The sequence below is a fragment of the Dinoroseobacter sp. S76 genome (assembly GCF_049801095.1).
Lineage (GTDB): Bacteria > Pseudomonadota > Alphaproteobacteria > Rhodobacterales > Rhodobacteraceae > Dinoroseobacter.
Map to the genome: position 1 here is coordinate 40,897 of NZ_JBNAGH010000005.1, position 26,684 is coordinate 67,580.

Sequence of the window (26,684 nt, forward strand, 5' to 3'; positions counted from 1 at the left end):
GCCGCCCCGGCGCGTTTGGCTTATTTGGGATAGTCCGCGCTGAAGGTGGCGGGGTCGTAATCCGCCCCGACGCCGGAGGACATGATCACCGAGCCCGGCTTGTCCATGAGCGCGTAATCAGCCACGAAAACGTCCGCCTGCACCGAGGCGGTCTCATGCCCCTCGGAGACGACGACCTGCTGGTTCACCTCGATCCGTTTCGGGATGCCTTTTCCGTCGAGCACGTCGAACAGCACCTCGAAGGCCTCGGCCCCCATGGCGGGCGGGTAGTCCACGCCGATCATCGGCACGTCGTTCTGCACGCTGAGCTGGTACATGGCGTTGAAGTCACCGCCCGTATGGGGCGGGATCGTGCCGGCCTCGTAGCCCGCCGCGAGGAAGGCCTCGATCGAGCCCGAGCCCTGCAAACCGGAATCCGCCCAGACCCCGTTGATCTCGGTGCCGTATTTCTGGATCAGCGCCGACATGATGGTCTTGCCATTGGCAGGGGACCAACTGGTGTATTGGGTCTCCAGCACTTCGAGCTCGGGGAACTGGTTGAAGACCTCCATCGCCGCCTGGATCCGTGCCTCGGCGGGCGAGGCTCCGGCCAGACCGCCGAGCATTACGACCTTGCCCTTGCCGTCCAGTTTCTCGGCAAGCCACTGGGCGGAGATCCGGCCAAGCGCCTGATCCGAAGCGGTGACAAAGCTGATGAAGTTCTCGGCGGTGGGCACGGAGCGGTCCACCAGAACCACGGGAACCCCCTGCCGCTTGGCACGCCGGATCACCGGGTCCATGGCCTCGGCGGTGGCTGGCGAGATCAGCAGAATATCCACCCCTTGCGCGATCAGGTCCTGCACATCTGCGGCCTGTTTGCTGGGGTCGTCATTGGCATCCGTGATGATGAACCGCGACAGCTTCTCGGCATTGCGCTCTGCGGCGGCCTCGATCCCGTGCAGCATCGCGACCCGCCAGGGGTTCGAGATCGATGCGTTGGAAAAGCCGATCACATAGGGCCCGTCTTTCTTGTAGTCCGACGCGTCATAGATTTCGGTTGCGCCGGGGTTCCACAGAAAGGTGCGGGGCACGCCTTGGTAGCCATCCGCCAGTGCCGAGCCTGCAAACAGCCCGAGAGTCGCGGCCATGGCCGCGGGTTTGAGAATACGCATGTTGTCCTCCCTAGCGTATTGCGATGATGGGGTTATTCAGCAGCGCGGATCAGGCCACCGGCCTGGATCCCGGAGCGGGGGTCTTTGAACATCACCCCGTCCTTCATGATCATCGACAGGTTGTCCTGATGCTGCACGAGGCTGACATCCTTGGTGACATCGCCCTTCACGAGGAGCAGATCCGCCAGGAAGCCTTCCTTGACCTGACCCAGATCCTCGGAGCGGCCCATGAGGCTTTGCCCCACGGTCGTGGCGCATTTCAGGGCCTCGACCGGGTCATATCCAAAGTACCGGACGAAATGCTCGATATCCCGTGCGTTTTGGCCCATGGGCGTGACGGCAAACCCGTAATCGCCGCCCACCACCACGCGGATGCCGCGTTTGCGGATCTCGTGATAGGTGGCGCAGGTCGCGTCGAACTTGCGGAAAAGGTGCAGTTCCTCGGCGACCTCCTTGGTGATGCCCGCGGGCTCCCCCTCCTTGGTGGAGTTATGCACGAGGCCGAAGGCCGGTCCGACCCAGATCCGGTCCTTGGCCTCTTCGAGCATGTCCAGCGCCTCTTCATCGGCGAAATCGCAGTGATAGATGCAGTCGACCCCGGCGCGGATGGCGCGTTTGACGCTCTCGGACGATCGCGCATGGGCAGCGACCTTCTTATCGAAGGCATGGGCCACGCGGACAAAGGCTTCGAGCTCTTCGGGTTCGGTCGGGGTGATCTCGGCCCGGGCATGGCTGACGAACTCGTCGCCCGAGATGTTGATCTTCATGATATCGACCCCGTCGCGCACGCATTCGCGGGCCACGCGGCGCATCTCGTCCGGTCCATCGGCGATCAGGCCAAAGCTTTCCTGATGGATGTGGCGCTTGCGCTCGTCGCCAAGCCCGGCGGTGGTGGTGACCTCTGGGCTCCCGGCCATCATGCGTGGCCCGTCCAGCAGCCCGGAATTGATTGCATCGCGGGCCACGACGCCCAGCATGGGTTTGGCGGAGGCCGCCTCGAAGATCGAGGTGAAGCCGTGGCTCAGCAGGAGGCGCAGGTTCTGCGCCGTGAGCAGCATATGCTCTTCATTCGACAGAAGGCCCAGCTCCGGCGGCTCGTTGATCCCGGTGAAGCTCGGGTGGCAATGGCCCTCGACCATGCCGGGCATCAGCGTATGACCAGAGCCGTCGATGACTGTGCCCTGCAACTCGGCAGGGCCGTCTGAGCCCTTGGCGACTTCGGTGATCCGGTTGCCGTCGATGGTGACCGTGGCCGCATAGGCCGCGTCCGACACGCCGTCCCAGACAGACGCACCGGTGATGGTGATCTTTGACATGATGTCCTCCCTGCCGCGTCTCTCCTCAGGTGCGGCTGGAGGTCAGTGAAGCGGCTCAGGCCCGGTCGCGGGAGGGGGCAACGGAGCCAGTTGTGCCATATATTGGACTATTCCGAATTGCGGGAGCGCCACACGGCTGGAGCGGATCAGACACAGAAAAGCCCGGCTCGGAAGATCCAGAGCCGGGCTTGATCATTTGCGCCAGTGCAAGGCCTAGGTCGAGGCAGAGGCTCTGTTCGGTTCCGACCCGTCGCCATTCGGCGTGATGTCGACGACCTCGGGCAGGACCGTGTCATCCTCGGCCTCAGCCTCGGTGCTCTTGTCCTCGATGGCCCCGACGATCAGCGGCAGCATCTCGGCGGAGTTCGTCAGGGCGATCTCGGATTGCGGCGGCTCCACCCAGGACAGGGAGTCGAAGGCCCCGCAATTGTCACAGACCGGCACCCAGGCCGCGTGGATGTTGTTGCAGTTGCCACAGGTCCATTGCGGCCCGCGCGACGCAGTGACCGCCTTGGCGAGCCAGGCCCGGATGATCGCATCATCGGAGCCCTCGCCCTTTTCAACCGCGGCCATGATGGTCAGAGACCGGGCCGTGGGCGCGGTCTCATAGAGATCGCCAAGGGATTTGCGCGCCGCCGGGAAATCCTCGGCTGCGATAAAGAGCTCGGCCATCAGGAGCCGGGATTCCACATGGTTCGGGTTGGGCTTGATCAGCGCCTCGAACCGCTTGATGCGCGCGGCTGCGGTCTCGTCCGGTGCGATCTCGGCATAGGCCTCGGCCAGTTCCGGATGGGGGTTGAGCTCCCATGCGCGCTTGAGCAGCTTGGTCGCCTGACGCTGTTTGCCACCGCGCACGGCCACGCGGGCCGCCATCGCTGCCGAAGGCACGAGGCCCGGCGCCATGCGGTTGGCGTCATTGATCAGCGCCTCGCCCAGCTCGGTTTTGTTCGAACTGATCGCGTCCATCGCCTCGCTGAAGGCAAGCACCGCATCCCGGCGCTTGTGCACGTCGCGCGGCATATCCCCGGTTTTCAGCTTGGCGGCGAGGGTCTTCCGCGCGCCGGACCAGTTCTCGTCATTGGCCTGCAGGCGGAGCAGCGTGTCCTGCACCTCCGTATGGCGCGGCTTGAGCGAGAAGGCTTTTTCAGCCAGGGCCATCGCCGTGTCCGTGTCGCCATCGGCCAGACGTTGGCTCAGCAGGCCCCGGACGCCGGCGAACTTGGTCCGCTCATCCGTCAGCATGGTCTTGTAGGTTTCCGACGCCTTGGCGCGATCCCCGGCGAGCTCGGCCGCTTGCGCGGTCAGCAGGCTGGTCAGATCCGGACGGCCCAGATAGCGCTCGGCCCGTGCGGCCTTGGCCATGGCCACGCGGCCTTCGCCGGAGGCCAGCGCCATCATGCCCTGAGCCAGGGCCTCAAAGCCCTTGCGCTCCCGCCCGCGAGAGAAATAGCGCGATACGGCGGTCTCGTCGCCATTGAGGAATTTCAGGGTCGCCAGCAGCAACCCCGCTGCCTTGAAGAGCAACCAGGCCGAGAGCAGCAGAAGCAGCATCAGCACCACCGCCGCAACCGGCGAGAGCGTGAACTCGGTGGAGGCAACGGCGATGCGCACTTGCTCGCCGGTATCCATCAGGAACGTGGCCCCGAAGGTGAGCGCCGCGACCATCGCGACGAAAATCAGGATCTTGATAAGTGACCAAAGCATCGGGGCGCCCTCAGTTCGAATTGATTTTAGTGGCGAGCGCGTCCAGCGCGGCGATCGCGTCGACCCGGGCCTGTGCAGCACCGATCCAGGCCCCCATGGCGCTCTGCCCTTCGGCAGGCAGCGCGGCGATTTCGGCCAGGGCGGCCTCAAGCTGTCCGGCGTTCACGGCCTCCTGGGCGCGGGACAGGATCGCATCCGGATCATCTCCTTCGCGCGCTTCGAGGGAACGTGCCCCGACCTGCGCCCGCAGGAAGGCAAAGACCCGGTCCTGGGGCGCATCGCCCACGGTCGCCTTGAGCGAGTCTGCGAGACCGGCCCGGGCGGCGGCCGGGAACTGCCGCTGCAGATCCAGCAGGGTTTCGACCCCGCTCGCTGCGACAGCGCTCAGGGCCTCCGGCACGGGCACAGTGATCCCGTCCACGGCCCCGGCAAAGCTCGATCCATTCTCCAGCGCTGCCGACAGGTTCGACACAAAGGCCCGGTTGGAGGCCTCGTCCACCGCCGATTGCGTCTCGCTCTGGAGGGCACCGGCCTGCGTCCGCACGGCCTCCATCTCCGCCTGGGCAGCTTCCATTTGTGCTTGCGCGGCGGCAGCGGCCTCGGCCAGCCGCGCCTGCATGGCGGCGTTCTCTTCCTGCTGCTGGGCGAGGGTCGCCTGCAACGCGGCCATGGCGGCGCTGTCGGCGGTCTCGGTCCCCTCGGGCAGGGCGGCGATCGCGGCCATCTGCTCTTCGAGGTTCGAAATCAGCCCGGTCTGGGCCGAGATTTCCGATTGCAGCGTGCCCAGCTCGCCCTGAAGCGTGCCGATCTGATCGGCGACACTGCTGACTGTGCCTTCAACGCTTTCCACGGCGCCCGCGATGGCGTCCACGCGGGGATCCTCGGAGGGGGCGGCGGCGACAGTGGCCAGCTCGCTCTGCAGGGCGGCGATGCTGGATTCCAACCCGCCGATCTTGGCGATTTCGGCGGAGTTGTCTTCCGTCCCGATGATGCCTTCGCCCACAAGGTAGTAGCAAAGCCCAAAGCCCAGACCGGCCGCGATCACACCGCCGAGGAACGGACCCATGAAGCCGCCCTTCTTCTGCACCACGACCGGTGCGGGCTGCGGCGCAGGCTCGGCCTGTTTCGCCGCGACAGGCTCCGGTTCTGGCAGGGGTTCGGGCTCCGGGGTCTCGGTCGGCGTCTCAGCCTCGGCAGGGGTCTCGGCCTCTGCGGGCATGTCATCGCCGGGTGTTTCGTCGCTGGTTGTCTCATCAGCCGGTGTCTCATCCCCGGAGACCTCATCGGTGAAGCTGTCGTCTGATGCGGTGTCGTCGGAGGTCTCAGCGCTGTCTTCCGCTGTCTCGTCCGTTTGCTCTTCGGCTTCGGTCGTCTCCTCAGCGGTCTCTGCCGTCTCCTCCTCGGCAACCGCATCCCCCGGCTGTTCGTCGAGGATCTCGGCGTCTTCGATCACATCATCCTGCTTCGGGGTCGCCTCGGCGTCGAGACTTTCGGGGGCTTGATCAGTGTCGGATACCTGGTCCTCGGGTGTTTCGTTCGGGGTTTTTGGATCTGACACGGACAACATCCTTCCAAGAATTCACGGAGCCATGCGCCCGAATCCTCTTTCCGACCGCACCGTCTGCCAGACTAGCCAGAGGACCTGCCTGTCTCAAGGCGATTGCCCGCCCCATAGACCAAAAGAGCAGCTCGCATTGCCGCAGCTGTTGGCGTTTTAAGCGTCTCGACACCCGCATAAGCAGACCCGTCCAGTGCGCGTGCAACTGCAGTGCTCATCGCGAAGATCTGCGCCGCGGGCGCCGCGGGGCATTCCGTGGCGAAAAGCGAGGCCGTGCGGGGCGAAAAGAGCGGCACGAGACACGGGCCGGTCAGGGCCGCGCGGGCCGCATCGCTCAGGGGGCAGGGCAGCTGATCATAGGCGATGCAGTCCTGCGCCTCCTTGCCCGCCGCGCGCAGGCGTTCGGTGATCTCGCCCCGTGCGTGGGCCCCCCGAATGTGAAGGAAGGGACCGGGCCGTGTGAGGGCAAGGGCCAGGACATCCTCTGCCGTGCCATCGGCCGAGTGCGCGTCAAAGCCCGCCGCACGCGCCTGCTCGGCCGTGCGGGCGCCGACACAGAGCGCGGTTTGCCGTGCGCCATCCGTGGCGGCAGGATAGCTCGCCACCCCATTGGCCGAAGTGAAGATCAGGGTCACCTCCGCAGGCGCCGCGACGATCCCCTCCTGCGGCACGATCCGCAAAAGCGGGCTGATCACCGGCGCAAGCGTCTCGGGCAGCTTGGCCGCAAACGCCTCCGCCTGCGCGCGGGGACGCGTCAGCAGAACGGGGAGAGGCGGTTGTGCGGCCATGGTCCCGGTGGTAGCTGCGGGGCAGCAAAGGCGCAACCGAGGCAGGCCATGTCGGCGACCCCCCTGACCGTTCTGGGCATAGAAAGTAGCTGTGACGACACGGCGGCGGCGGTGCTGCGGGGGCCCGAGGTGCTGTCCTCGGTGGTTTATGGCCAGACCGCGCTCCATGAGGCGTTTGGCGGCGTGGTGCCCGAGATTGCGGCACGCGCCCATGTGGAAAAGCTTGATGTGGCGGTGCAAGGGGCCTTGGCCGAGGCGGGCGTGCCGCTGGACGGGCTCGATGCGATCGCCGTGACAGCGGGGCCGGGTTTGATCGGGGGGGTGCTCTCCGGGGTGATGCTGGCCAAGGGGCTCTCGGCGGCCTCGGGCGTGCCTCTGGTCGGGGTGAACCATCTGGCGGGCCATGCCCTGACCCCGCGCTTTACTGATGATCTGGCCTTTCCTTACCTGATGCTGCTGGTCTCCGGGGGGCATTGCCAGTTCCTGCGGGTCGAGAGTGCGGAGCGGTTTCACCGGCTTGGGGGCACGATCGATGACGCGCCGGGCGAGGCATTCGACAAGACCGCGAAGCTGCTCGGCCTGCCGCAGCCCGGTGGCCCGGCCGTCGAGGCCGAAGCAAAAAACGGCGATCCCAAGCGGTTTGCCTTTCCGCGCCCCCTGCTGGATCGGGCTGGCTGCGATATGTCTTTCTCAGGCCTCAAGACCGCGCTGCTGCGCGCGCGGGATGCGGTGGTGGCCGAGCATGGGGGCTTGCGCCCGGAGGATCGCGCGGATCTCTGCGCCGGGTTTCAGGCGGCGGTCTGCGATGTGCTGGTGGAGAAATCCAGCCGGGCACTGGCGGCGTGCGAGGGCCTGACCGGATTTGCCGTGGCCGGGGGCGTGGCCGCCAATGGCGCGGTGCGCGCGGGCTTGCAAGGCTTGGCCGAGGCGGAGGGACTGCCCTTCGTGGCACCTCCCCTGCGGTTCTGCACCGACAATGCCGCGATGATCGCCTGGGCGGGGCAGGAGGCCTTTGCCGCCGGACAGCGGTCCGACATGACCCTCGCCGCCCGTCCCCGTTGGCCGCTGGATGACCGCCAGCCCGCGCTGCTCGGGTCGGGCAAGAAAGGGGCCAAGGCATGAGCGCCGCGATCGATGTGATGGGGGCGGGCGCCTTTGGCTCGGCACTCGCCATCGCTCTGGCCCGAGGCGGTCGCGAGGTACGGCTCTGGTGCCGTGATCCGGCACAGGCGGCGGTGATGGAACGGGACCGCACCGTGCCGCGACTGCCCGGGGTCACCCTACCGGAGGACATCTCGGTGACGTCCGATGCCGCCAAGATGACCGCGCCGATCCGCCTGCTAGCGGTGCCGATGCAGGCGCTGGGTGGACATCTGGCGGAGCATCGCCCGCCCCCCGCCACAGCCTTGATTGCCTGCTGCAAAGGGCTGGATCTGGCCACGCGGCAGGGGCCCACGGGGCTGATCGCGTCGCACGTCCCTGACGCCGTGCCTGCGGTTCTCACCGGGCCGAGCTTTGCGGCGGATATCGCCCGGGGGCTGCCGACCGCCCTGACCCTGGCCTGTGCCGAGGCCACGCGTGCCGAAGCGCTGCAGACCGCGCTGTCCACCGAGACCCTGCGGCTCTATCGCAGTGCGGATCCGGTCGGAGCCGAGCTGGGCGGGGCGCTCAAGAATGTGGTGGCCATCGCGGCGGGGCTGGTGATCGGCGCGGGCCTGGGTGAGAGCGCGCGCGCGGCCCTCATGACCCGCGGCTATGTAGAGATGCAGCGTCTGGCGCAGCATCTGGGCGCCCAGCCCACCACGCTGGCCGGGCTCTCGGGCTTTGGGGATATGGTGCTCACGGCCACCTCGACCCAATCGCGCAACTTCGCCTTTGGCCAGGCCCTGGGCGCCGGGCACCGCCCCGAGGACGGGATCACGGTTGAGGGACGCGCCACGGCGCAGGCTGTGGCCGGGATCGCCGCTGCCGAAGGTCTCGACATGCCGATCTGCACGATGGTATCCGCTGTGATCGACGAAACCCTGACCATAGAGCAGGCGATGGGCGCGCTGATGTCCCGCGACCTGCGAGAGGAATGACATGCTGGTTGCCCTGATCGCCATAGACAAACCCGGATCGCTCGAGCTGCGGAAGGCCAATCGCGAGGCGCATGTCGCCTATCTCAAGGCCTCCGACGCGGTGCAGCAGGCCGGGCCCTTCCTGTCCAACACGGGCGAGATGTGCGGATCGCTGATCATCCTCGAGGTCGCCGATATGGAAGCCGCGCAGGCCTTTGCCGCAGGGGATCCCTATGGCAAGGCCGGGCTCTTCGAGAGTGTCGAGCTGCGCCAGTGGAACCGGGTCATCGGCTGATGCGCTATTGGCTGTTCAAATCCGAGCCCTCGGTCTGGTCCTGGGACATGCAGGTCGCCAAGGGGGCTGCGGGCGAGGAATGGGACGGCGTACGCAACTATCAGGCGCGCAACTTCATGCGCGAGATGGCGCTGGGCGACCGGGGCTTTTTCTATCACAGCCAGAAGGACAAGGCGGTGGTCGGCACGGTGGAGGTCTCCGCCGAGGCCCATCCCGACAGCACCACCGAGGATGACCGGTGGGAGTGCGTGGATATCCGCGCGCTCAGCTCCTTCGCGCGGCCTGTGACCCTGGACGAGATCAAAGGCGAGCCGCGTCTGGCGGAAATGGTCCTGGTGCGCAATTCGCGCCTCTCGGTGCAACCGGTCACGGCGGAAGAATGGGCGATCATTTGCGAAATGGGAGGGCTTGCCCCCTGATTTCCAAAGGAAGTCGACTTTCGCGTGCAGGTTTGTCGCAGTTTTGCGGGAATCCGTGGCGGGCGCCCGGGTGCCCCCCTATTGTATTGGGAACGCGGACTGGTCGGCCTCGCAGTTCCGTGACTGACCAAGAGGCGGCAGGCGCCGTTTCGGACTTGATGTGACAGCCAGAAAAGCGTCGTCTTTTCGAGCAGGAGGACCGGTACATGATCCCAGAGATTGGCAATTTCGCCCTGATGCTCGCCCTTGCTGCGGCCCTGGTTCAAAGCGTGCTGCCCATGGCGGGGGCAGCGCGGCGCAACGCGATCTGGATGCAATCGGCGGTGACCACGGCGCTGATCCAATGCGCGCTTCTGGTGGTGGCCTTTGCCGCCCTGATGCGCTCCTTCATTGTCAGCGATTTCACGGTCGTGAATGTGGTCGCGAACTCCCATTCCCTGAAGCCGATGATCTACAAGGTTGCGGCGACCTGGGGCTCCCATGAGGGCTCGCTCCTCCTGTGGGTGCTGATCCTCGCGATCTTCGGGGCGGGCGTTGCCCTGCTCGGGCGGAATATCCCGGCGGAGCTGCGGGCGCGGACGCTTTCGGTCCAGGCCTGGATCAGTGTGGGCTTCCTGTCCTTCATGATCTTCACCTCGAACCCGTTTGACCGGATGTTCCCCGCGCCACTCAATGGCAACGACCTGAACCCGCTCCTGCAGGATATCGGGCTCGCCCTGCATCCGCCGCTGCTCTATCTCGGCTATGTCGGCTTCTCGATTGTGTTCTCTTTCGCCGTTGCCGCCCTGATCGAAGGGCGGGTGGATCCGGCCTGGGCGCGCTGGGTGAGGCCCTGGACCCTCGCGGCCTGGGTGAGCCTGACCGGTGGGATCGCGCTGGGCTCCTGGTGGGCCTATTACGAGCTCGGCTGGGGCGGCTGGTGGTTCTGGGACCCGGTGGAGAATGTCTCCTTCATGCCCTGGCTTCTGGGCACGGCCCTGCTCCATTCGGCGATTGTCACCGAAAAGCGGGATACGTTCAAAAGCTGGACGATCCTGCTGGCGATCCTGACCTTCTCGCTCTCGCTGCTGGGGACCTTCATCGTCCGCTCGGGGCTTTTGACCTCGGTCCATGCTTTCGCTGTCGATCCCGAGCGCGGGGTCTACATCCTCGGCCTTCTCGCGGTCTCCATCGGCGGGTCGCTGGCGCTCTATGCATGGCGGGCGCCGCAGCTTGAGGGTGGTGGGCTCTTCACTCCGATCAGCCGGGAGGCGGGCCTGCTGGTCAACAACCTGCTCCTGGCCACGGCCACGGCTGCGGTCCTCTTTGGCACGCTCTATCCGCTCTTCCTTGAAGCGATCACGGGCGACAAGATCTCCGTCGGACCGCCCTTCTTCAATGCGAGCTTCATTCCGATCATGCTGCCGCTGGTCTTCCTGATGGGGATCGGGCCGTTCCTGAGTTGGAAACGCGCAGATCTGCCGGGTGTGCTCTCGCGCCTGAAACTGGCCATCGGGCTGGGCATCGCGGCGGCCCTCTGGGGCTGGTACATGGATACCCAAGGCCCGATCCTCGCGATCATCGCCCTGGGCGTGGCAAGCTGGCTCTTTGTGGCTTCGGCGCGCGAGTGGCTGTCGCGGGTCAAGGCGGGCAGCGTGCCCATGGCCGAGAGCCTGCGCCGGGCGCGGAACCTGCCGCGCGCGGCCCATGGCATGACCATCGCCCATATGGGGGTTGCGGTGCTGATCCTCGGCTTCGTCGGCTCCTCGGCATGGAAATCCGAGCAAATCCTCTTTGCGAGCCCGGGCACAGTGGTGGAAATCGCGGGCTATGATGTGCGGTTTGACTCCGTCGACCGGGTGCGCGGCCCGAACTATGTCTCGGATATGGGGACCATGACCGTGTTCCGGGATGGCGAGCAGATCACCGTGCTGCAGCCCGAGCGGCGCTGGTACCCGGTGGCGGAAATGCAGACCACGGAATCCGCGATCCGTTCGACCCTCGCCGGGGATCTCTACCTGACCATCGGCGAGCCAGCGGCGGACCGGGCGTCCAACGAATGGACCCTGCGGATCCTCTATGAGCCCTTCGTGAACTTCATCTGGATCGGGACGGTGTTCCTCGTGGTGGGCGGGATGTTCTCGCTGACCGACCGGCGCCTGCGGGTGGGCGCGCCGCGCCGGGCCCAGGCCGCGCCTGCCGATGCCACCCCTGCGGAGTAACCCATGAGACGTGTGCTCGTTGCCCTTCCGGTGCTGATTGTCCTCGTGCTGGGGGCGTTCTTCTGGTGGGGGCTGAACCCGGATCGCGACCCAAACGCGATCCCCTCGGTGCTGATCGACGCTCAGGCGCCAGAGTTTGATCTGGGCGGCATCCCGGGCATCGAGACGCCGGGCCTTGCGACAGCGGACCTGTCTGGGTCGGCCAGCCCGCTGGTGGTGAATGTCTTTGCCTCATGGTGCGTGCCCTGCCGGGCGGAGCATGCGGTCCTGACGCGCATGGCGCGGGACGAGGACATGCGGCTGCTCGGCATCAACTACAAGGACAAGCCCGAGGACGCGACGCGCTGGCTCGCGGAACTGGGCAATCCCTATGAGCGGATCGGTGCGGATCTGAACGGGCGCACGGGGATCGAATGGGGGATTTCCGGCGTGCCGGAGACCTTTGTCATCGATGCGGACGGGATCGTCGTCTACCGCTTTGTCGGCCCGATCGTCACCGCTGAGGATGTGGAGCAGATGCGCGGCGCGCTGGAGCTCGCCCGGTCGCGCAGCGGAGGGGCCTCGTGATGCGGATCCTGACCTCTCTCCTGTTGGCGTTGAGCCTGCTGTCTGCCCCCGCCCTCGCCGTGCAACCGGACGAGATCCTCGAGGATCCGGTTCTGGAGGAACGCGCGCGCGAGCTCTCCAAGGACCTGCGCTGCGTGGTGTGTCAGAACGAGAATATCGACAGCTCCCATGCGGGCGTGGCGCGGGATCTGCGGATCCTCGTGCGCGAACGGCTGGTGGCCGGGGATAGCGATCAGGAAGTGCTCGATTTCGTTGTGGCGCGCTATGGCGACTACGTGCTTTTCAACCCGCCCTTCAAGCCCGCGACCTATGCGCTTTGGATCGGGCCGTTTGCGGTGATGGGGCTCGGGCTCTTGGGCGTGGTGATCATGCTTGCCCGGCGTCCGCGCAAGATCGATGCCCAGGCCGTCGCCCTGAGCGAAGATGAAGAACGTGCCGTGGCGGCGATGCTGGCCGAAGACGGCAAGGAAGGACCCAAGGGATGATTTGGGCAATTGGCGGTGTTCTGGCCGCTCTGTCTGTACTGGTGCTGGTCCTGCCGGCGATGCGCAAGCGCACGGACACGCTGGGCCGTGACGAGAGCGCGCTTGAGATTTTCAAGGATCAGTTGTCCGAGGTGGACCGCGATGCGGCGCGCGGCCTGATCTCGGGCGAGGAGGCGACGGCAGCACGATCAGAGATCAAGCGCCGGATGCTGGCCCTGACCAAGCGGCAGGAGGCCGGTGGCTCGGGCGAGACCCGGGCGGGCGGGCTGCCGGTGCTGCTCGCGGCGGCGGCGTTTATCCCGGTGGCGGGGTTCGCGCTCTATGCCGTGCGCGGTGCGCCTGAGATCCCGAGCCAGCCCTTTGCCGAACGGGCCGCCGAGCAGGAGGAGGTAACCGAGGTTGCCCAGCTCGCCGAGACCCTGCGCACGCGGCTCTTGGAGGATGAAACCGGCGGACCCTCCGATGGCTGGATGCTTCTCGGTCAGACCTATATGCGCATGAACCGCTTCGGCGAGGCGGCGCAGGCCTTTGCTGTGGTGGCCGTGCGGCCCGAGGCGGACAGCAGCGTGCATTCCCAATATGCCGAGGCGCTGATCGCGGCGGAGAACGGGGTGATCACCCAGACTGCCAGCCGGGCGATTGCCCAGGCCATGGCGCTCGACCCGATGAACCCGGCCGCGGTCTATTACAACGCTCGCGAACTGGCCCAGGAGGGGTTGATCCGGGAGGCGCGGGCTTCGCTTCTGACGCGGATCCAGCAGGCAGCGGGTCCCGAAGCCTGGATGGAGATTTTCCTGCAGCAGGCCAACCAGCTGGGCGAAGAGATCGGGCTCGACCCGATCTCGCTGCGCGATGTGGTGTCGATCCCGTCCGAGGCGCCCGGCGCGGCCATGCCCGGCCCCACGGCCGAACAGGTCGAAGCTGCGCAGGAGATGAGCGTCGAGGATCGATCGGCCATGATCCGCTCCATGGTGGATGGGCTGGCCGCACGGCTCGAGGAAGAGCCCGGCGATCTGGAAGGCTGGCTCCGGCTCGCACGCGCCTACGCGGTGCTGGGCGAGGCCGAGGGGGCGGCAAACGCTGCCGAGAAAGCCCGCGCGCTGGCCGAAGTGCTGCCGGAGGATGATCCCGGACGGCTCGCGACACAATCAGCCCTGAACGCGCTGGGCCTCTGATCCCTAGCGCGTGGCTTGGGCGAGCTGGCGCAGGCCCGCGTCGCGCAGGGCTTCGGCGACCGCATCCGCGCTCAGGATCTCTGGCAGGGCAATGCCCTCGGGGGCTGCGGGGCCGTAGACCACGTTGAACGGAATGCCGTAGCGTCCAAAGCTCTTGAGATAGGCGGAGATCACGTCGCTCGGGCGGGTCCAGTCCGCTCGCATGGGCGTCACGGTCTCGGATTTCAGCAGGCTTGCCACCGGGTCGCGGTCGAGCACCAGTGCCTTGTTGGCCTTGCAGGTCAGGCACCAATCGGCGGTGACATCGACAAAGACCACCTCGCCCGCGGCCACACGGCGCGGGATCTCGGAGCGGTCGAAGGGCGTCCAGTCCGAGCTGGCAAGCGCGTCGCCGCCCTCCGCACTGGTCGGGGCGGGGGTGATGGGCAGAAGGAAGGCTGCAATCAGCACCGCAGCGGCCGCGGGGGCCCGCGCGCGCGCAAGGCGCGTGCCGAGGGGCGAGAGGACCGCCACAAGAACCACCAGCGCCCCGGCAATCCAGAGCGCGGCGGAGGGTCCGGCAACCCCGTTCAGCACCCAAAGCAGCCAAGCCGTGGTCAGCAGGAGGAGCGCCGCCAGCACGAGCTTCAGCGTCACCATCCAGGCGCCCGGTTTCGGCAGGTAGCGGATCAACCCCGGTGCGGCGGCGATCAACAGGTAAGGCAGGGCGAGGCCAAGCCCAAGCGCGGTAAAGATCACCAAGATATCTATGGGCCGCCCGGCCATGGCAAAGGCGATGGCGGTGCCGAGGAACGGGGCGGAGCAGGGGGTTGCCAGCACGGCGGCAAAGGCGCCTGTTGCGAAGTCACCGAGATAGCCCGAGCCCTTTTCCGAGGCCATGCGCGTCATCAGACCCTGCGGTAAGGAAATCTCAAACAGCCCCGCAAGATTGGCGGCAAACACCGCCAGAATGGCCAGCAGCGCGACCAGGAAATACGGGTTCTGGAACTGCAATCCCCAGCCCACGGAAGCGCCCATGCCGCGTGCCGCCAGTGTCCCGGCGGCCAGCATCCACATGAAGGCCATGACCCCGGCCGCAGACATCAGAAACCCCGTGCGCACGCGCGCCGGCGACTGGTCCGTCGCCTTGAGCGCGGAGGCGAACTTGATCGACAGCACCGGCAAAACGCAGGGCATGACATTCAGGATCAACCCGCCCAGCACCGCGATCAGAGCGATCCACAGAAGGTCATTCATCGCTGTGTTTGCAGTCTGTGCTGCATAGGGCGGGGCCGGGGGCTGTGCATCAAGCTGCACATCCTGCAGGTCGATGGCCACGGTCCCGTCCGTCAGGGTCAGACGCAGGGGCTCCTCGCCCGTGACAGGCTCTGACAGGATCGGAAGCTGCGCCCACAGCTCCTCACCCTCGACGCGGATATCGGGAACCCCGAAGGCGGTGTAGGCGTCCATTTCGGGGAACACATCCGGAGCGGTCCAGCCCCCCGCGCGGGCTACGGAGAGCACCAGCGCGGTCCCGTCCTCGGTCAGGGCGGCGGAGGTCAGCGCCGCGCCGAACCGCTCGGGCGCTTCGGGCACCTGGCTCGCGGCATCTGCGATCAGCGAAGCGGCCTCGAGATCCACGCCCTCCCCCGGACCCAGAGGCAGAGAGAGCTCAAATGTCTCTGGCACGCAGATATCGGCGCAGACCAGCAGGTTCACCTGCGCCGAGAGCGTTGCAGGCGCTCCGGGATCCGCAAGCGTGACCTTCAGCGGGAAGGTGACCGCATCCGCATATCCGAAATTCTCAATCCCGAAGGCGCGGAACCGCGTCGGGGCCGGATAGAGGAGCTCCACCTCGGCGATATTCTCGGAGCCTTCCCAGGTCACCTCGGGGGGCAGGCCAACCTCGCCCGGCGAGCGCCAATAGGTTTTCCAGGTATCTTCCAGCGTGACGGCAATCCCGGCAGAGAGGTGGCGCGTGTCCGGCGCGACCCCATTCTCCACAGTGACCAGACGCGCGGTCGAGATCGGCGAGACATGCGCCTCGGATTGCGCGGCGGGGCTGGGTTCGGCCAGCACGCCGAGGCCACTCGCCAGGGCGAGGGCGTATCCGAGAGCCCGCACGGAGCGGGGGAGGTCTGTGAGAATTCGGGTCACGCGTGCCTATCCTGAGACTCAGACGTCACTTTAATATAGTCTCGCGTCGTCTCAGGAACGAGAGGACACAAGTGCAGACCTGCCCTTTGGGCTCCGTCGGCGCAATCAAACTCTGGTCACGAGGCTGCGAGCGTCAGAGCACCGTCACCAGCGTGCCGGTCGGCACACGCTCATAAAGATCGACGACATGCTCGTTGATCATCCGGATGCAGCCATTGGACACGGACCGCCCGATCGACCAGGGCTGCGTCGTGCCGTGGATGCGGAAATAGGTGTCCACATTGCCCTGATAGAGATAGAGCGCTCGCGCCCCCAGCGGGTTGTCCGGGCCACCCGGAACCCCATCGGCATATTTCGCATAGCTGCGCGGATCGCGCTCGATCATCTCATCTGTGGGACGCCAGCTCGGCCAGACGGCCTTGCGCTTGATTGTGGCATTGCCCTTGAATTCCAGCCCCGCCTTGCCGACCCCGACGCCATAGCGCAGGGCGGTGCGGTCCGGCTGCACCAGATACAGGTAATGCGCCGTGGGCACGACGATGATCTGCCCGGCCTCGAACGGGTAGCGCAGGGGCACCACCCGGGGCTCGAACCTCGGATCGAGTTGGAACCCGCTTTGAGCGATGGCCGGCGTGGCCAGGCTGGCCAGACCCATCCCGAGAAACGCGCGCTTGGTAATCATGGTCACTCTCCTTCATGTCCCGCGAGGGTCCGCGCGTTGGCGGACTTGGTCTGCGTTGCTGATAAACCCAACTCCCAGATCCGGATTTTGGGTAGCAACCATTCGCCGATTCGCGCATCACATCCCCGCGAGCCTAGGGCAAACTTGCTGAATATGTTGTTTCTCGGACGCGACATCGCCCCAATGGCTTTGACGCGGCAGGGCTTCTGGGACATTCTGCGCCGGACAAATCCGCGGCGTTTTCCCTGCGCCGCCGTGAGGAGACTTCGATGAAAAACCTGCTGTCGACTGCCGCTTTGAGCCTGTGTCTCGCCCTGCCTGCCGGGGCTCAGGACCTGAGCGACGCGCGCATCAAGGAACTGGCGCTGGAAGCGATCCTGGAGAACCCGCAGATCGTCATGGATGCCGTGGCTATCCTGCGCGAGCGCGAGGCGGAGGCCCAGGCTGCCGCCGCCGCCGAGACCCTCTCCACCCAGCGCGACCTGCTGGAGCGGGACGAGAACGCACCGGTCCTCGGCAACCCGGATGGGGATGTCACGGTCATCGAGTTCTTTGACTATAACTGCCCCTATTGCCGCCGGGCCAAGCCCACGGTCGAAGGTCTGATCGCGGCGGATTCCGGCGTGCGCGTCGTGTTCCGCGAGTTCCCGATCCTCGGGGATAACAGCGTGCTTGCCTCACGCGCGGCCCTCGCCGCCCGGGAGCAGGGCAAGTATGAGGAATTCCACTGGGCGCTCATGGCGCTGTCGGGACGCATTGGCGAGGCGCAGATCATGAACGCAGCCGAAGAGGTCGGGCTCGATACGGATCAGCTGCGGGCGGATATGGAGTCGGACGCGGTGACCGCGCATATCGAGACGTCCATGGCGCTGGCACAGTCTCTTGGCATCACGGGGACGCCGTCTTTCGTGGTGGGCGAGACCATTCTGCCGGGGCTCGTGGATCAGGCGCGTCTCGAAGAGCTGGTCGATCAGCAGCGCTCGGACGGGTAACGCAGGGCTGGCCCGCGTCTAGCGGGCCACGTTCGCCGCAAACCCCAGCTGGTTCAGCACCGACAGAACCACGGCTTCGGACTCCTGGGTGCGTACCTCGATGATGCAATTGTCCGGATGGGTGTTGATCTCGGCATTCGGGTCGAGCTCGGTCAGGGCGTCCTGGATCGAGGACACGCGGCTGGACCGGTTGATATCTGGAACGGCAAACTTGGTCATCTGGATCTCCTCCAACAGCGCGGGGCGCGGTCGTTTCGTTCGGTGACGCAGAGCCCCGTGGGGCTCAACCTCCAGTTCCTGGACGTATACCTAGCGTACCCCGTCGCATTCGCAACGATTTGTTAACGATTTGTGCGGAGTTGACACAGGCGCGGTGTCGAGACACCTCATGTGTTCACGGAGTGCCATGAGTTTGGGCGCTTTCTTTGCAAAATGGGGAGGATAGCTTGGGTCAAAGCGTTCAAGGGGATATCGGAGGCGCGTTGGGAATCACTCCGGTCGGGGGCATCAGCCATGTGCGCGGGGCTGCGGACCGCCCGCTTCTGGATGTGACGATCCCGGATTTGCTGCGCCAGACAGCTGCCGCGCACCCGGATCAGACCGCCGCGATTTTCGCAGATCAGGACATCCACTGGAGCTATGCGGCGTTCGCGCGCAAGGTCGATGAGCTGGCCGGGGGCTTTGCCCGGCTCGGGCTCACGCGCGGCGACCGGGTTGGCATGTGGGCCCCGAATTGTGCGGAGTGGTTGCTGACGCAGTTTGCGACGGCGCGGCTGGGGCTGATCCTCGTGAACATCAATCCTGCCTATCGCACCCATGAGCTGCGCTATGCGCTGACCAAGACGGGCTGCAAGGCGCTGGTGCTTGCGCCGTCTTTCAAGACCTCGAACTACCTCGCAATGCTGTCGGAGCTCGCGCCGGAGTTGGCTGCGGCACCCCCCGGGCAACTTGCGGCGGCGGCTCTGCCGGATCTTCGTGCCGTGATCGTGACGGGCGCAGAGGCGCCTGCGGGGATGCTCGCCTTTGACGCGGTGCTGGAGAGCGGGGCCGACACCAATGCGGCGGAGCTGGATGCGCTGGCCCAAGGGCTCGATCCCCATGACGCGATCAACATCCAGTTCACCTCCGGCACCACGGGGATGCCGAAGGGTGCGACGCTCACCCACCACAACATCGTCAACAACGCGGCCTCGGTCACCGATGCGATCCGGCTCACCTCGGCGGATCGGCTTTGTATTCCGGTGCCGTTCTACCATTGCTTCGGCATGGTGATGGGGACCCTGGGCTGCGTGACCAAGGGCGCGACCATGGTGATCCCGGGCCCCGGCTTTGAGCCGCTGGTCACGCTCGAGGCGCTGTCGACCCATCGCTGCACGGCGCTTTATGCGGTGCCGACCATGTTTGTCACCATGCTCGAGCATCCGGAATTCGCGCGCTTTGACCTCAGCACCATGCGAACCGGCATCATGGCGGGCGCGCCCTGTCCGATCGAGGTGATGCGGCAGGTCCAGTCGCAGATGCATATGAGCGAGGTGACCATCGCTTATGGCATGACCGAAACTTCGCCAGTGTCGTTCCAATCGGCCACCGATGACCCGGTGGAAAAACGTGTCACCTCCGTTGGGCGCATCCAGCCCCATGTGGAGGTCAAGATCGTCGGGGAGGATGGCGCGCCGGTCCCCGTTGGGGCGCAAGGGGAGCTGCTGACCCGGGGCTATTGCGTGATGAAAGGCTATTGGGAGGATCCCGAGCGGACCGCCGAGGCCATCGATGCCGAGGGCTGGATGCATACGGGCGACCTGGCCACGCTGGATGCGGAGGGGTTCTGCAAGATCACCGGGCGCGTGAAGGACATGATCGTGCGCGGCGGCGAGAACATCTATCCGCGGGAGGTGGAGGAGTTTCTCTATACCCATCCGGATGTCAGCCAGGTTCAGGTTTTTGGCATTCCCGACGCGCGCTATGGCGAGCGCAGCTGCGCCTGGATCGTGGTGAAGCCCGGAAGCGCGCCCAGCGAGGACGATATCCTCGACTTCTGTCGCGAGCGGATTGCCCATTACAAGATCCCCTCCCTCGTCCGTTTCAAATCGGAACTGCCCATGACGGTGACCGGCAAGCCGCAGAAATTCGTCATGCGGGCGGAGATGGTGGAGGAGCTCGGCCTGCAGGAGATCGAAACCGCCTGAGGGGAGTGCGGGTTGCGTGGCAGGCGGGGGCCGGCTCCGTCCCTGTCGTGTTAAGGTAAAGAAACTGTGAGCAGCGCGGGGGTGCCTTAAGCTTCCATTAACGGAGATAATCCTAGGGTGCGGCATGTTTTGGCGCAGGCTGGCCCTGGGACGATTTGAGCGATAATCTGCTCCTCTGAGCGGGATAGTAACCTTAACGGAACGTAACGTTCCTGATGACAGAGATTTCGTTTGCCAGTACAGCACGCGCCCAATACAGCCGAAAAGATCAGTTATTAACCTCGTCGCAGGATGTGACCCGGAGCATTCATCATGTGTACCATTTGCCAAGCCATGAACCCCGACCGTGACCGGTTTACCTATCACGAGGCGCCCATGCTCGGCGCGTTCATGCGGGACAGTCTGGCGGCAGACCTTCCGGAGTACACGGTCGATCAGGTGGCGGATCAGCTCAAGAGCGGGTTCTTCAATCCCAACGAGACCTCCTGGGATCTGGATCCGGGCGAGGCGATCAATGTCGATATCTCGCGGCTGACCGACAAGGGGCAGTATTACGCCGAGCTCGCGCTCGACGCCTGGACGATGACCACGGGGATCGAGTTCAACATCACCGAGCTTGATGTGGTGGCCTTCGGCTTTGCCGAGAGCGGGATCATTTTCGACGACACGGATTCCGGGGCCTACGCGCAGCCGATCACCAATAGCAGCGACGAGATCTACACGGCGAAGATCAACATCTCCCAGTCCTGGATCCGGGGCGATGCCGAGACGATCGATAACTACTCCTTCCAGACCTACATCCACGAGATCGGCCATGCGCTCGGTCTGGAACATGCGGGCAACTACAATGGCAATGCGAGCTACCCGCGGGATGCGCTCTATTCCAATGACAGTTGGCAGATGTCGATCATGTCGTATTTCAGCCAGACCGAGAACACCTCGATCGATGCGAGCTTTGCCTATGTGGTAACGCCGATGATCGCGGATATCCGCGCCATTCAGCAGCTCTACGGGGTCGATGGCGGTCTGCGTCTGGGCAACACGACTTACGGCGATAACTCAACTGCGGGCGGCTATTACGACGAGCTTATGACCACCCGGAACCCGATCGCCTACACGATCATCGATGATGGCGGGTTGGACACGTTCAATTTCGCATCCGTGAGCGCGAACCAGAATATCGACCTGCGCCCCGGCGCGATCAGCGATGTGAACGGGCTCAAGGGCAATCTCATCATCTATTCCGACACGGTGATCGAGTTTGCGCGGGCGGGCTCGGGCAATGACACGCTGACCGGCAATGCGGCGGACAACTACCTGCTGGGCGGGGACGGGTTTGACACGCTGATCGGCGGCGAGGGAGATGACATCCTCATGGGCGAGGGGGGCGTGGACGTACTCACCGGCGGCGCGGGGGCGGATGGGTTTGTCCTCTCCGGGACGGGCTCCGACGGGCTCGATGTGGTGACGGATTTCACCGATGGCGAAGACCAGCTCTTCTTCGAGAACGCCAAGACCTTCAGCGATATCCTCGTGGTCGAGCGGGGCTTCGGCACAGTCGTCGGCTTTGGCGGGGATCGCGCGGTGCTCTTGGGGGTCGAGGCCGATCTGCTCGGCTCCGAGGACTTCGTCTTCATCTAACCCACTGCCGCGGGCACAGTTTTGACGCAGGTCCCTCGACAGGGGGCGCATCCCTGCTAGCTCCGCTCCTATGACTGGCACTGAGACATCCTTGTCCCGTATTGGCTTGGCTTTGACCTATGGCGCGATCTGCCATGGAATTTTTGCGCTGGCGGGGCTCGCCATGCTGGTGGGCTTGTTCACCGGCATGCAATCCGGGTTCGGTGCAGTGCCGCAGCCCTATGCCTGGGTGGTGAACCTGCTGCTGCTGGCGCAGTTCCCTCTGGCCCATTCCGCGCTTCTGACACCGAAGGGGCGCAAGGCGCTGGCGCGTCTAGCTCCGGCGCCCCATGGGGTGACCTTGGCCACGACGAGCTATGCCACGATTGCCTCTCTACAGCTTCTGGTGCTCTTCACGCTCTGGACCCCGTCGGGCGTTGTGCTCTGGCGGGCCGAAGGCGCGGCCTTCTGGACCCTGTGCCTGTGCTATGGGGGCAGTTGGCTTTTGCTGACCAAGGCCTCCTTCGATGCGGGGCCTTCGGTGCAATCCGGGGCGCTGGGCTGGATGGCACTTCTGCGCGGGCGGCGCCCGGTCTTTCCGGACATGCCGGAGCGCGGGCTCTTTCGCGTGGTACGTCAGCCGATCTATGTCGCCTTCGCCCTGACCCTGTGGTGTGTGCCGGTCTGGACACCGGACCAGCTGCTGGTGGCGAGCGTCTACACGGCCTATTGCATCACCGCGCCGCGCCTGAAGGAGCAGCGCTTTCTCAAGATCTATGGAGACCGGTTCCGGGCCTATAAGGCGCGGGTGCCTTATTGGATCCCCTTGCTCCAGAGGAGGAGGCAGAACGATGCCTGATGGAACCGCGCCGCAGCGCAATGACCTGCAGATCTATGATGACCGCGCGGATCAGTGGTGGACCGATGAGGTGCGCTGGGTTCGGACGCTGAAGAACATGGTGCCGGGGCGACTGGCCTATTTCGACCGGTTCTTCGACTGGGAGGGGCAGGATGTGCTCGATCTTGGTTGCGCCGGTGGGTTCATGGCCGAGGCGCTCGCGCGGAAAGGCGCGCGCGTTACGGGGATCGATCCGGCGGCCAAGGCGATTGCCGCGGCGCAGGCCCATGCGGCGGCAGAGGGGCTCGAGATCCGCTATGATACCGGGGTCGGCGAAGCGTTGCCCTATGGGGATGCCAGCTTCGACGCGGTGGTCTGTGTCGACGTGCTGGAGCATGTCGAGGACCTGGCTCAAGTCGTCGCCGAGGTGTCCCGCGTGCTGCGTCCCGGAGGGATGTTCCTGTTCGATACGATCAACCGCAACCCGATCGCACGGCTCGCGGTGATCACCATGGCGGAGGATGTGCTCGGTCTGCTGCCCAAGGGCACCCATGATCCAGCGATGTTCATCAAGCCCGCCGAGCTGCGCCGGGCGCTGGACGGGGCCGGGTTCGCGGTGGGCGGCTTCACGGGGCTTGGCCCACGGGGCATGACCCGGCGCGGGGATTTCACCTTCGGCCGTCTGCCGGGTACGGCGATCATCTATATGGGCACCGCGCGCAAGCCTGCGGGCTGATCCTGTGGATCGCGCCTGCGCGACAAAACCCGCAGACTGCGGCGGATTGTGCCGAAAATGCCAAGCGTGCCGCATCGGGACAGAATCGAGAGCTCCATCGCCGCAGCCCGGATTCCCGTGCGTAGTATTGGGTAGGGGTCGTTATGGGGCTGCATCCGGCAGGTAATTTTGTTATTAACATCAGGCACCTAATTTTTGGTAATTGCGCCTTGCCATGCCGAGTTATTTTTTAAATGCTCACGTGGTGTTCGCAGCTTTTTTGAGTTGCGGAAAATGGTAAGAAAGTTTTACCAAATACGTGGGATACCTAGGGAGGGAAATCCATGAAGTTCAGAACAATGGCAGCGATCAGCTGCCTGAGCCTTGCTGCGACCGGTGCTTCCGCGCAGGAAGTGCTCGAAATGACATCGTCGTTCGGTAAGAACCTGCCGATCCTCGGCACCGCGGGTGTCGACTTCGTCGAGAAGATCAACAGCATCTCCGAAGGCGTTGAGTTCGAGCATTTCGATCCGGGCGAGCTTGTCCCGACGCTCGAAGCGCTGGACGCCGTGTCCAACGGATCCGTGGACGCGTCCTACGCGACCGCAGGCTACTGGCAGGGCAAGATTACGGCTGCGTCGCTCTTCGCGGCTGTGCCCTTCGGTCCCGAAGCGGGCGAATTCCTGGGCTGGATGCTTTATGACGACGGCGCCGAGCTCTATCAGCGCATGTATGACGAAGCAGGCTACAACGTTCAGGTTCTGCCCTGCGGGATCATCGCGCCGGAAACCTCCGGCTGGTTCAAGAACGAGATCACCTCGATGGCAGATCTCGAAGGTCTGAACATGCGCTTCTTCGGCCTTGGCGCCGAAGTGATGCAGCGTCTGGGCGTGTCCACCTCGCTGCTGGCGGGTGGCGACATCTTCCCGGCGCTGGAGCGTGGCGCGATCGACGCGACCGAGTTCTCGATGCCCCGCATCGACGCGCGTCTCGGCTTCTACAACATCGCGAAGTTCAACTACTTCCCCGGCTGGCACCAGCCCGCCACGATGTTCGAACTGCTGATCAACAAGGATCGCTGGAACGATCTGGATGAGCGCAGCCAGAAGCAGATCGAAGTGGCCTGCCTCGCGAACATCACCACGAACTATGCCGAAGGCGAAGCCACGAACTTCGCGGCCATGATCGAGAACACCGAAAAGCACGGTGTGACCATCAAGACCTGGCCTGATGAGATGCTTGCCACCTTCGAAAGCACCTGGAACGAGGTTGCTGCCGAGCTGGCCGCCGAAGACGCTTACTTCAAAGAGGTCTGGGACGACCTGCAGGAATACCGTGCAGGCTACAAGACCTGGGGCAACACCATCTATCTGCCGCGCCCGCGGTAAGATCTGAACCCATCGAGCCGGGGCGGCGCCAAGCGCACGCCCCGGTTTTTTCGTGTCTGAGGGCACGCAACACGTCCGGGGGGAGCCATGGAACCAGCTGACGAAATCATCAAACTCTCTGATCCCGGCGAGAAAGACCGCGCGGTCCATAATCGCGGTGACAGAGGCATTGTCTGGGTCTCGAATGCGGCGGCCTGGCTGTTTCCGATCCTGATGGTCGCGATCTGCGCCCAGGTCGTGCTGCGCTCTTCGGGGTTCAACCAGGCCTGGCTCGATGACCTGCAATGGTGGCTCTATGGCGCGGCGGTGCTGGTCGGGATCGGCTATGCCGTGACCACCACGAGCCATGTGCGCGTGGACATCCTGTTCGACAACTACTCCGAGCAGAAGAAGACCAAGATCGAGATCTTTGGCCTCGTCTGGCTGTTTCTGCCCTTCATCATCCTCTGCTGGGACGTCACGGTCCACTATGCCATCTCGTCGGTGATCGCCGATGAGGGCTCGGACAGCCCGAACGGATTGCACAATCTGTGGCTGCTCAAGGTGGTGATGAACCTGTCCTTCGCCTTTATCGGCGTCGCGATCTGGGCCGCCTATATCCGCTTCCTCGACAAGCTGACCGAGCCGGTCCTGTGGAAGCAGCTCCTCTGGGCCTTTCCGTCGACCATGTTCCTGATCAACCTGATCGTTTTCTACAGCATCTGGTGGTTCTTGCGTTTAACCACGCCTGCCGATGTGACCGACCGACAGATCGGGCGCATGCCGATCTTCGGCGAGTGGAAAGTCGGCGTCGAAGAAATCCCCTATACCATTATCATCACGACCATCGTCACCGTACTCGTCATCGCAGGCGCGTGGCTGATGGAACGTCGTAAAGAGGCGAGGTTCTAACCTATGCTGACCTTGCTTGAGGCGGTTTCGCCCATCCTGACCCTGAACGAGATCGCCGTTCTGGGGATGTTCGTTGTCTTCATCTTCATGCTGTTCCGGGGCATTCCGGTGGCCTATGCGCTGGTCGGGGTGAGCCTTGTCTTCGCGTTGATCGCCGAGATCTTCCTCGATCCGAACCGCTCGGTCCTGCGCGAGGTGATCGATTTCGACCGAACCGGCATCGATTACCAGCGCTTGCAGGTGCTGTCGGGGCGGCTCTTTGGGAATATCGTCAAGAACCCGGTGCTCGTGGCCCTGCCGATGTTTATCTTCATGGGCCTCATGCTGGACCAGTCCGGCGTGGCCCAGCGGATGATGCATTCCATGCAGAAACTCTTCGGCGGTCTGCGCGGCGGCCTCTCCCTGACGGTGCTGCTGATCGGGATCATCCTCGCGGCCTCCACGGGCGTGATCGGAGCCTCGGTCACTCTGCTCGGGGTGATGGCGCTGCCGGCGATGATGAAGCAGAACTACTCGAAACCGATTGCCACGGGGACGATTGCCTCAGCGGGGACGCTGGGCATCCTGATCCCGCCGTCGATCATGCTCGTGATCATGTCGGACCAGCTGGCCATCAGCCTCGGTGACCTCTTCATGGGCGCGCTCTTTCCGGGGCTGATCCTCGGCGCGCTCTACATCGTGTTCATCGTGATCTACGGGCTGATCAACCCCAAGGCCATGCCGGTGCCAGAGCATACGGGCGAGGTCGGATGGGAGGTCGTCAAAGACGTGCTCCTCGCCGTGGTCCCGCCGATGTTCCTCATCCTGCTGGTGCTGGGCTCGATCTTTGCGGGCTTTGCGACACCGACCGAGGCCTCCGGCCTGGGCGCCTTCGGGGCGACGGTGCTGGCCGCGCTGAACGGGAAGCTGAACTTCAAGGTTCTCAAGGAGGTCAGCCGCTCGACCCTGAACACCGCCGGTTACATCGTCGGGATCTTCCTGGCCGCGAACTTCTTTGCGCTGGTGCTGCGCCGCTATGGCGGGGATGAGATCATCCAGGGCTATGTGACCTCGGCCTTCTCCGACCCCTACATGATCGTGCTGTTCATCCTGTTCATCATCTTCCTGCTCGGGTTCCTGCTCGACTGGATCGAGATCACGATCATCATCATGCCGCTGATGCTGCCGATCATTCAGGGCCTCGAACTGGCTGTGCCCGGCTTTGATCAGGTGCGCGACCCGGCCGTGGTCTGGTTCGCGATCCTTGTGGCGGTGACCCTGCAGACGAGCTTCCTGACGCCACCGGTGGGCTTTGCGCTCTTCTACCTCAAGGGCGTCTGTCCACCGGGGGTGAGCCTGGGCCATATCTACAAGGGGATCATTCCCTTTGTAATGTTGCAGCTTCTGGGGCTCTTCATCGTCTTCGAGTTCCCGGCGCTCACGACGTGGCTACCCGCGGTGGCTTACGCCGATTAGCGCGGCTCTTGAGTTGACATCAAAAAAAGGGCGTGCCAGTGGCGCGCCCTTTTGCCGTCCTA

General features: G+C 64.7%; 24 protein-coding genes. 16 read left to right on the forward strand and 8 right to left on the reverse strand.

All coding sequences use genetic code 11. From position 1 onward, the window contains the following. Nucleotides 1–20: 20 nt before the first annotated feature. The 5 genes from ACP153_RS15055 to ACP153_RS15075 form a co-directional block, all read right to left on the reverse strand. Complete coding sequence (locus ACP153_RS15055; protein WP_424971834.1) at nt 21–1,151, reverse strand: substrate-binding domain-containing protein; 1,131 nt, start codon at nt 1,149–1,151, stop codon at nt 21–23. Between the two features lie 32 nt (nt 1,152–1,183). Beyond that, on the reverse strand, nt 1,184–2,467 hold the full coding sequence (locus ACP153_RS15060; protein WP_424971835.1) for an amidohydrolase family protein: 1,284 nt from the start codon (nt 2,465–2,467) through the stop codon (nt 1,184–1,186). 213 nt (nt 2,468–2,680) lie between these two features. Further along, nucleotides 2,681–4,171 (reverse strand): heme biosynthesis protein HemY, encoded by a 1,491-nt coding sequence (locus ACP153_RS15065; RefSeq protein ID WP_424971836.1) that lies wholly within the window; start codon nt 4,169–4,171, stop codon nt 2,681–2,683. 10 nt (nt 4,172–4,181) lie between these two features. Beyond that, nucleotides 4,182–5,729, reverse strand: coding sequence for a COG4223 family protein (locus ACP153_RS15070; RefSeq protein WP_424971837.1), 1,548 nt, complete (start codon nt 5,727–5,729; stop codon nt 4,182–4,184). Nucleotides 5,730–5,800: 71 nt separating this feature from the next. Next, nucleotides 5,801–6,517, reverse strand: coding sequence for a uroporphyrinogen-III synthase (locus ACP153_RS15075; RefSeq protein WP_424971838.1), 717 nt, complete (start codon nt 6,515–6,517; stop codon nt 5,801–5,803). 48 nt (nt 6,518–6,565) lie between these two features. Here ACP153_RS15075 and tsaD point away from each other — a divergent pair, with 48 nt between their 5' ends. The 8 genes from tsaD to ccmI all read left to right on the forward strand — a co-directional run bounded on the left by tsaD (nt 6,566) and on the right by ccmI (nt 13,719). Further along, a complete protein-coding gene (gene tsaD / locus ACP153_RS15080; protein ID WP_424971839.1) occupies nt 6,566–7,639 on the forward strand; it encodes a tRNA (adenosine(37)-N6)-threonylcarbamoyltransferase complex transferase subunit TsaD in 1,074 nt (357 codons plus the stop codon). Beyond that, the gene (locus tag ACP153_RS15085) at nt 7,636–8,598 is read left to right on the forward strand and encodes an NAD(P)H-dependent glycerol-3-phosphate dehydrogenase (RefSeq protein ID WP_424971840.1); all 963 of its coding nucleotides are present in this window, start codon (nt 7,636–7,638) and stop codon (nt 8,596–8,598) included. Before tsaD ends, ACP153_RS15085 begins: the two co-directional genes overlap by 4 nt. A gap of 1 nt (nt 8,599) precedes the next feature. After that, a complete protein-coding gene (locus ACP153_RS15090) occupies nt 8,600–8,872 on the forward strand; it encodes a YciI family protein (protein WP_424971841.1) in 273 nt (90 codons plus the stop codon). Then, on the forward strand, nt 8,872–9,291 hold the full coding sequence (locus tag ACP153_RS15095) for an EVE domain-containing protein (protein ID WP_424971842.1): 420 nt from the start codon (nt 8,872–8,874) through the stop codon (nt 9,289–9,291). Before ACP153_RS15090 ends, ACP153_RS15095 begins: the two co-directional genes overlap by 1 nt. 206 nt (nt 9,292–9,497) lie before the next feature. Beyond that, nucleotides 9,498–11,492, forward strand: coding sequence for a heme lyase CcmF/NrfE family subunit (locus ACP153_RS15100; protein WP_424971843.1), 1,995 nt, complete (start codon nt 9,498–9,500; stop codon nt 11,490–11,492). A 3-nt stretch (nt 11,493–11,495) separates the two neighbouring features. Further along, entirely contained in the window at nt 11,496–12,059 is a 564-nt protein-coding gene (locus tag ACP153_RS15105) for a DsbE family thiol:disulfide interchange protein (protein WP_424971844.1), read from the forward strand. Next, entirely contained in the window at nt 12,059–12,544 is a 486-nt protein-coding gene (locus ACP153_RS15110; protein WP_424971845.1) for a cytochrome c-type biogenesis protein, read from the forward strand. Before ACP153_RS15105 ends, ACP153_RS15110 begins: the two co-directional genes overlap by 1 nt. Beyond that, the gene (gene ccmI / locus ACP153_RS15115) at nt 12,541–13,719 is read left to right on the forward strand and encodes a c-type cytochrome biogenesis protein CcmI (RefSeq protein WP_424971846.1); all 1,179 of its coding nucleotides are present in this window, start codon (nt 12,541–12,543) and stop codon (nt 13,717–13,719) included. The genes ACP153_RS15110 and ccmI overlap by 4 nt, the downstream gene beginning before the upstream one ends. 3 nt (nt 13,720–13,722) lie before the next feature. Here ccmI and ACP153_RS15120 read toward each other — a convergent pair whose 3' ends face one another. Together ACP153_RS15120 and ACP153_RS15125 are read right to left on the reverse strand one after the other, a co-directional pair. Beyond that, complete coding sequence (locus ACP153_RS15120) at nt 13,723–15,855, reverse strand: protein-disulfide reductase DsbD family protein (RefSeq protein ID WP_424971847.1); 2,133 nt, start codon at nt 15,853–15,855, stop codon at nt 13,723–13,725. Between the two features lie 133 nt (nt 15,856–15,988). Next, entirely contained in the window at nt 15,989–16,537 is a 549-nt protein-coding gene (locus ACP153_RS15125) for a L,D-transpeptidase (protein WP_424971848.1), read from the reverse strand. A 269-nt stretch (nt 16,538–16,806) separates the two neighbouring features. On the opposite strand from ACP153_RS15125, the gene ACP153_RS15130 reads away from it, so the two are divergent. Then, nucleotides 16,807–17,529, forward strand: coding sequence for a DsbA family protein (locus tag ACP153_RS15130; RefSeq protein WP_424971849.1), 723 nt, complete (start codon nt 16,807–16,809; stop codon nt 17,527–17,529). An 18-nt stretch (nt 17,530–17,547) separates the two neighbouring features. Here the strand turns inward: ACP153_RS15130 and ACP153_RS15135 are convergent, their stop codons facing one another. Continuing rightward, on the reverse strand, nt 17,548–17,748 hold the full coding sequence (locus tag ACP153_RS15135; protein WP_424971850.1) for a hypothetical protein: 201 nt from the start codon (nt 17,746–17,748) through the stop codon (nt 17,548–17,550). Nucleotides 17,749–18,011: 263 nt separating this feature from the next. Between ACP153_RS15135 and ACP153_RS15140 the strand changes: the two genes are divergently transcribed. The 7 genes from ACP153_RS15140 (at nt 18,012) to ACP153_RS15170 (ending at nt 26,622) form a co-directional block, all read left to right on the forward strand. After that, the gene (locus ACP153_RS15140) at nt 18,012–19,715 is read left to right on the forward strand and encodes an AMP-binding protein (protein ID WP_424971851.1); all 1,704 of its coding nucleotides are present in this window, start codon (nt 18,012–18,014) and stop codon (nt 19,713–19,715) included. Between the two features lie 333 nt (nt 19,716–20,048). Next, the gene (locus tag ACP153_RS15145) at nt 20,049–21,356 is read left to right on the forward strand and encodes a M10 family metallopeptidase (protein ID WP_424971852.1); all 1,308 of its coding nucleotides are present in this window, start codon (nt 20,049–20,051) and stop codon (nt 21,354–21,356) included. A gap of 70 nt (nt 21,357–21,426) precedes the next feature. Continuing rightward, nucleotides 21,427–22,194 (forward strand): methyltransferase family protein, encoded by a 768-nt coding sequence (locus tag ACP153_RS15150; RefSeq protein ID WP_424971853.1) that lies wholly within the window; start codon nt 21,427–21,429, stop codon nt 22,192–22,194. Beyond that, a complete protein-coding gene (gene ubiG / locus ACP153_RS15155) occupies nt 22,187–22,909 on the forward strand; it encodes a bifunctional 2-polyprenyl-6-hydroxyphenol methylase/3-demethylubiquinol 3-O-methyltransferase UbiG (protein WP_424971854.1) in 723 nt (240 codons plus the stop codon). The genes ACP153_RS15150 and ubiG overlap by 8 nt, the downstream gene beginning before the upstream one ends. 323 nt (nt 22,910–23,232) lie before the next feature. After that, complete coding sequence (locus ACP153_RS15160; protein ID WP_424971855.1) at nt 23,233–24,276, forward strand: TRAP transporter substrate-binding protein; 1,044 nt, start codon at nt 23,233–23,235, stop codon at nt 24,274–24,276. Between the two features lie 87 nt (nt 24,277–24,363). Beyond that, entirely contained in the window at nt 24,364–25,167 is an 804-nt protein-coding gene (locus ACP153_RS15165; protein ID WP_424971856.1) for a TRAP transporter small permease subunit, read from the forward strand. A gap of 3 nt (nt 25,168–25,170) precedes the next feature. Beyond that, nucleotides 25,171–26,622, forward strand: coding sequence for a TRAP transporter large permease (locus tag ACP153_RS15170; RefSeq protein ID WP_424966266.1), 1,452 nt, complete (start codon nt 25,171–25,173; stop codon nt 26,620–26,622). The last annotated feature ends 62 nt before the right edge of the window (nt 26,623–26,684 follow it).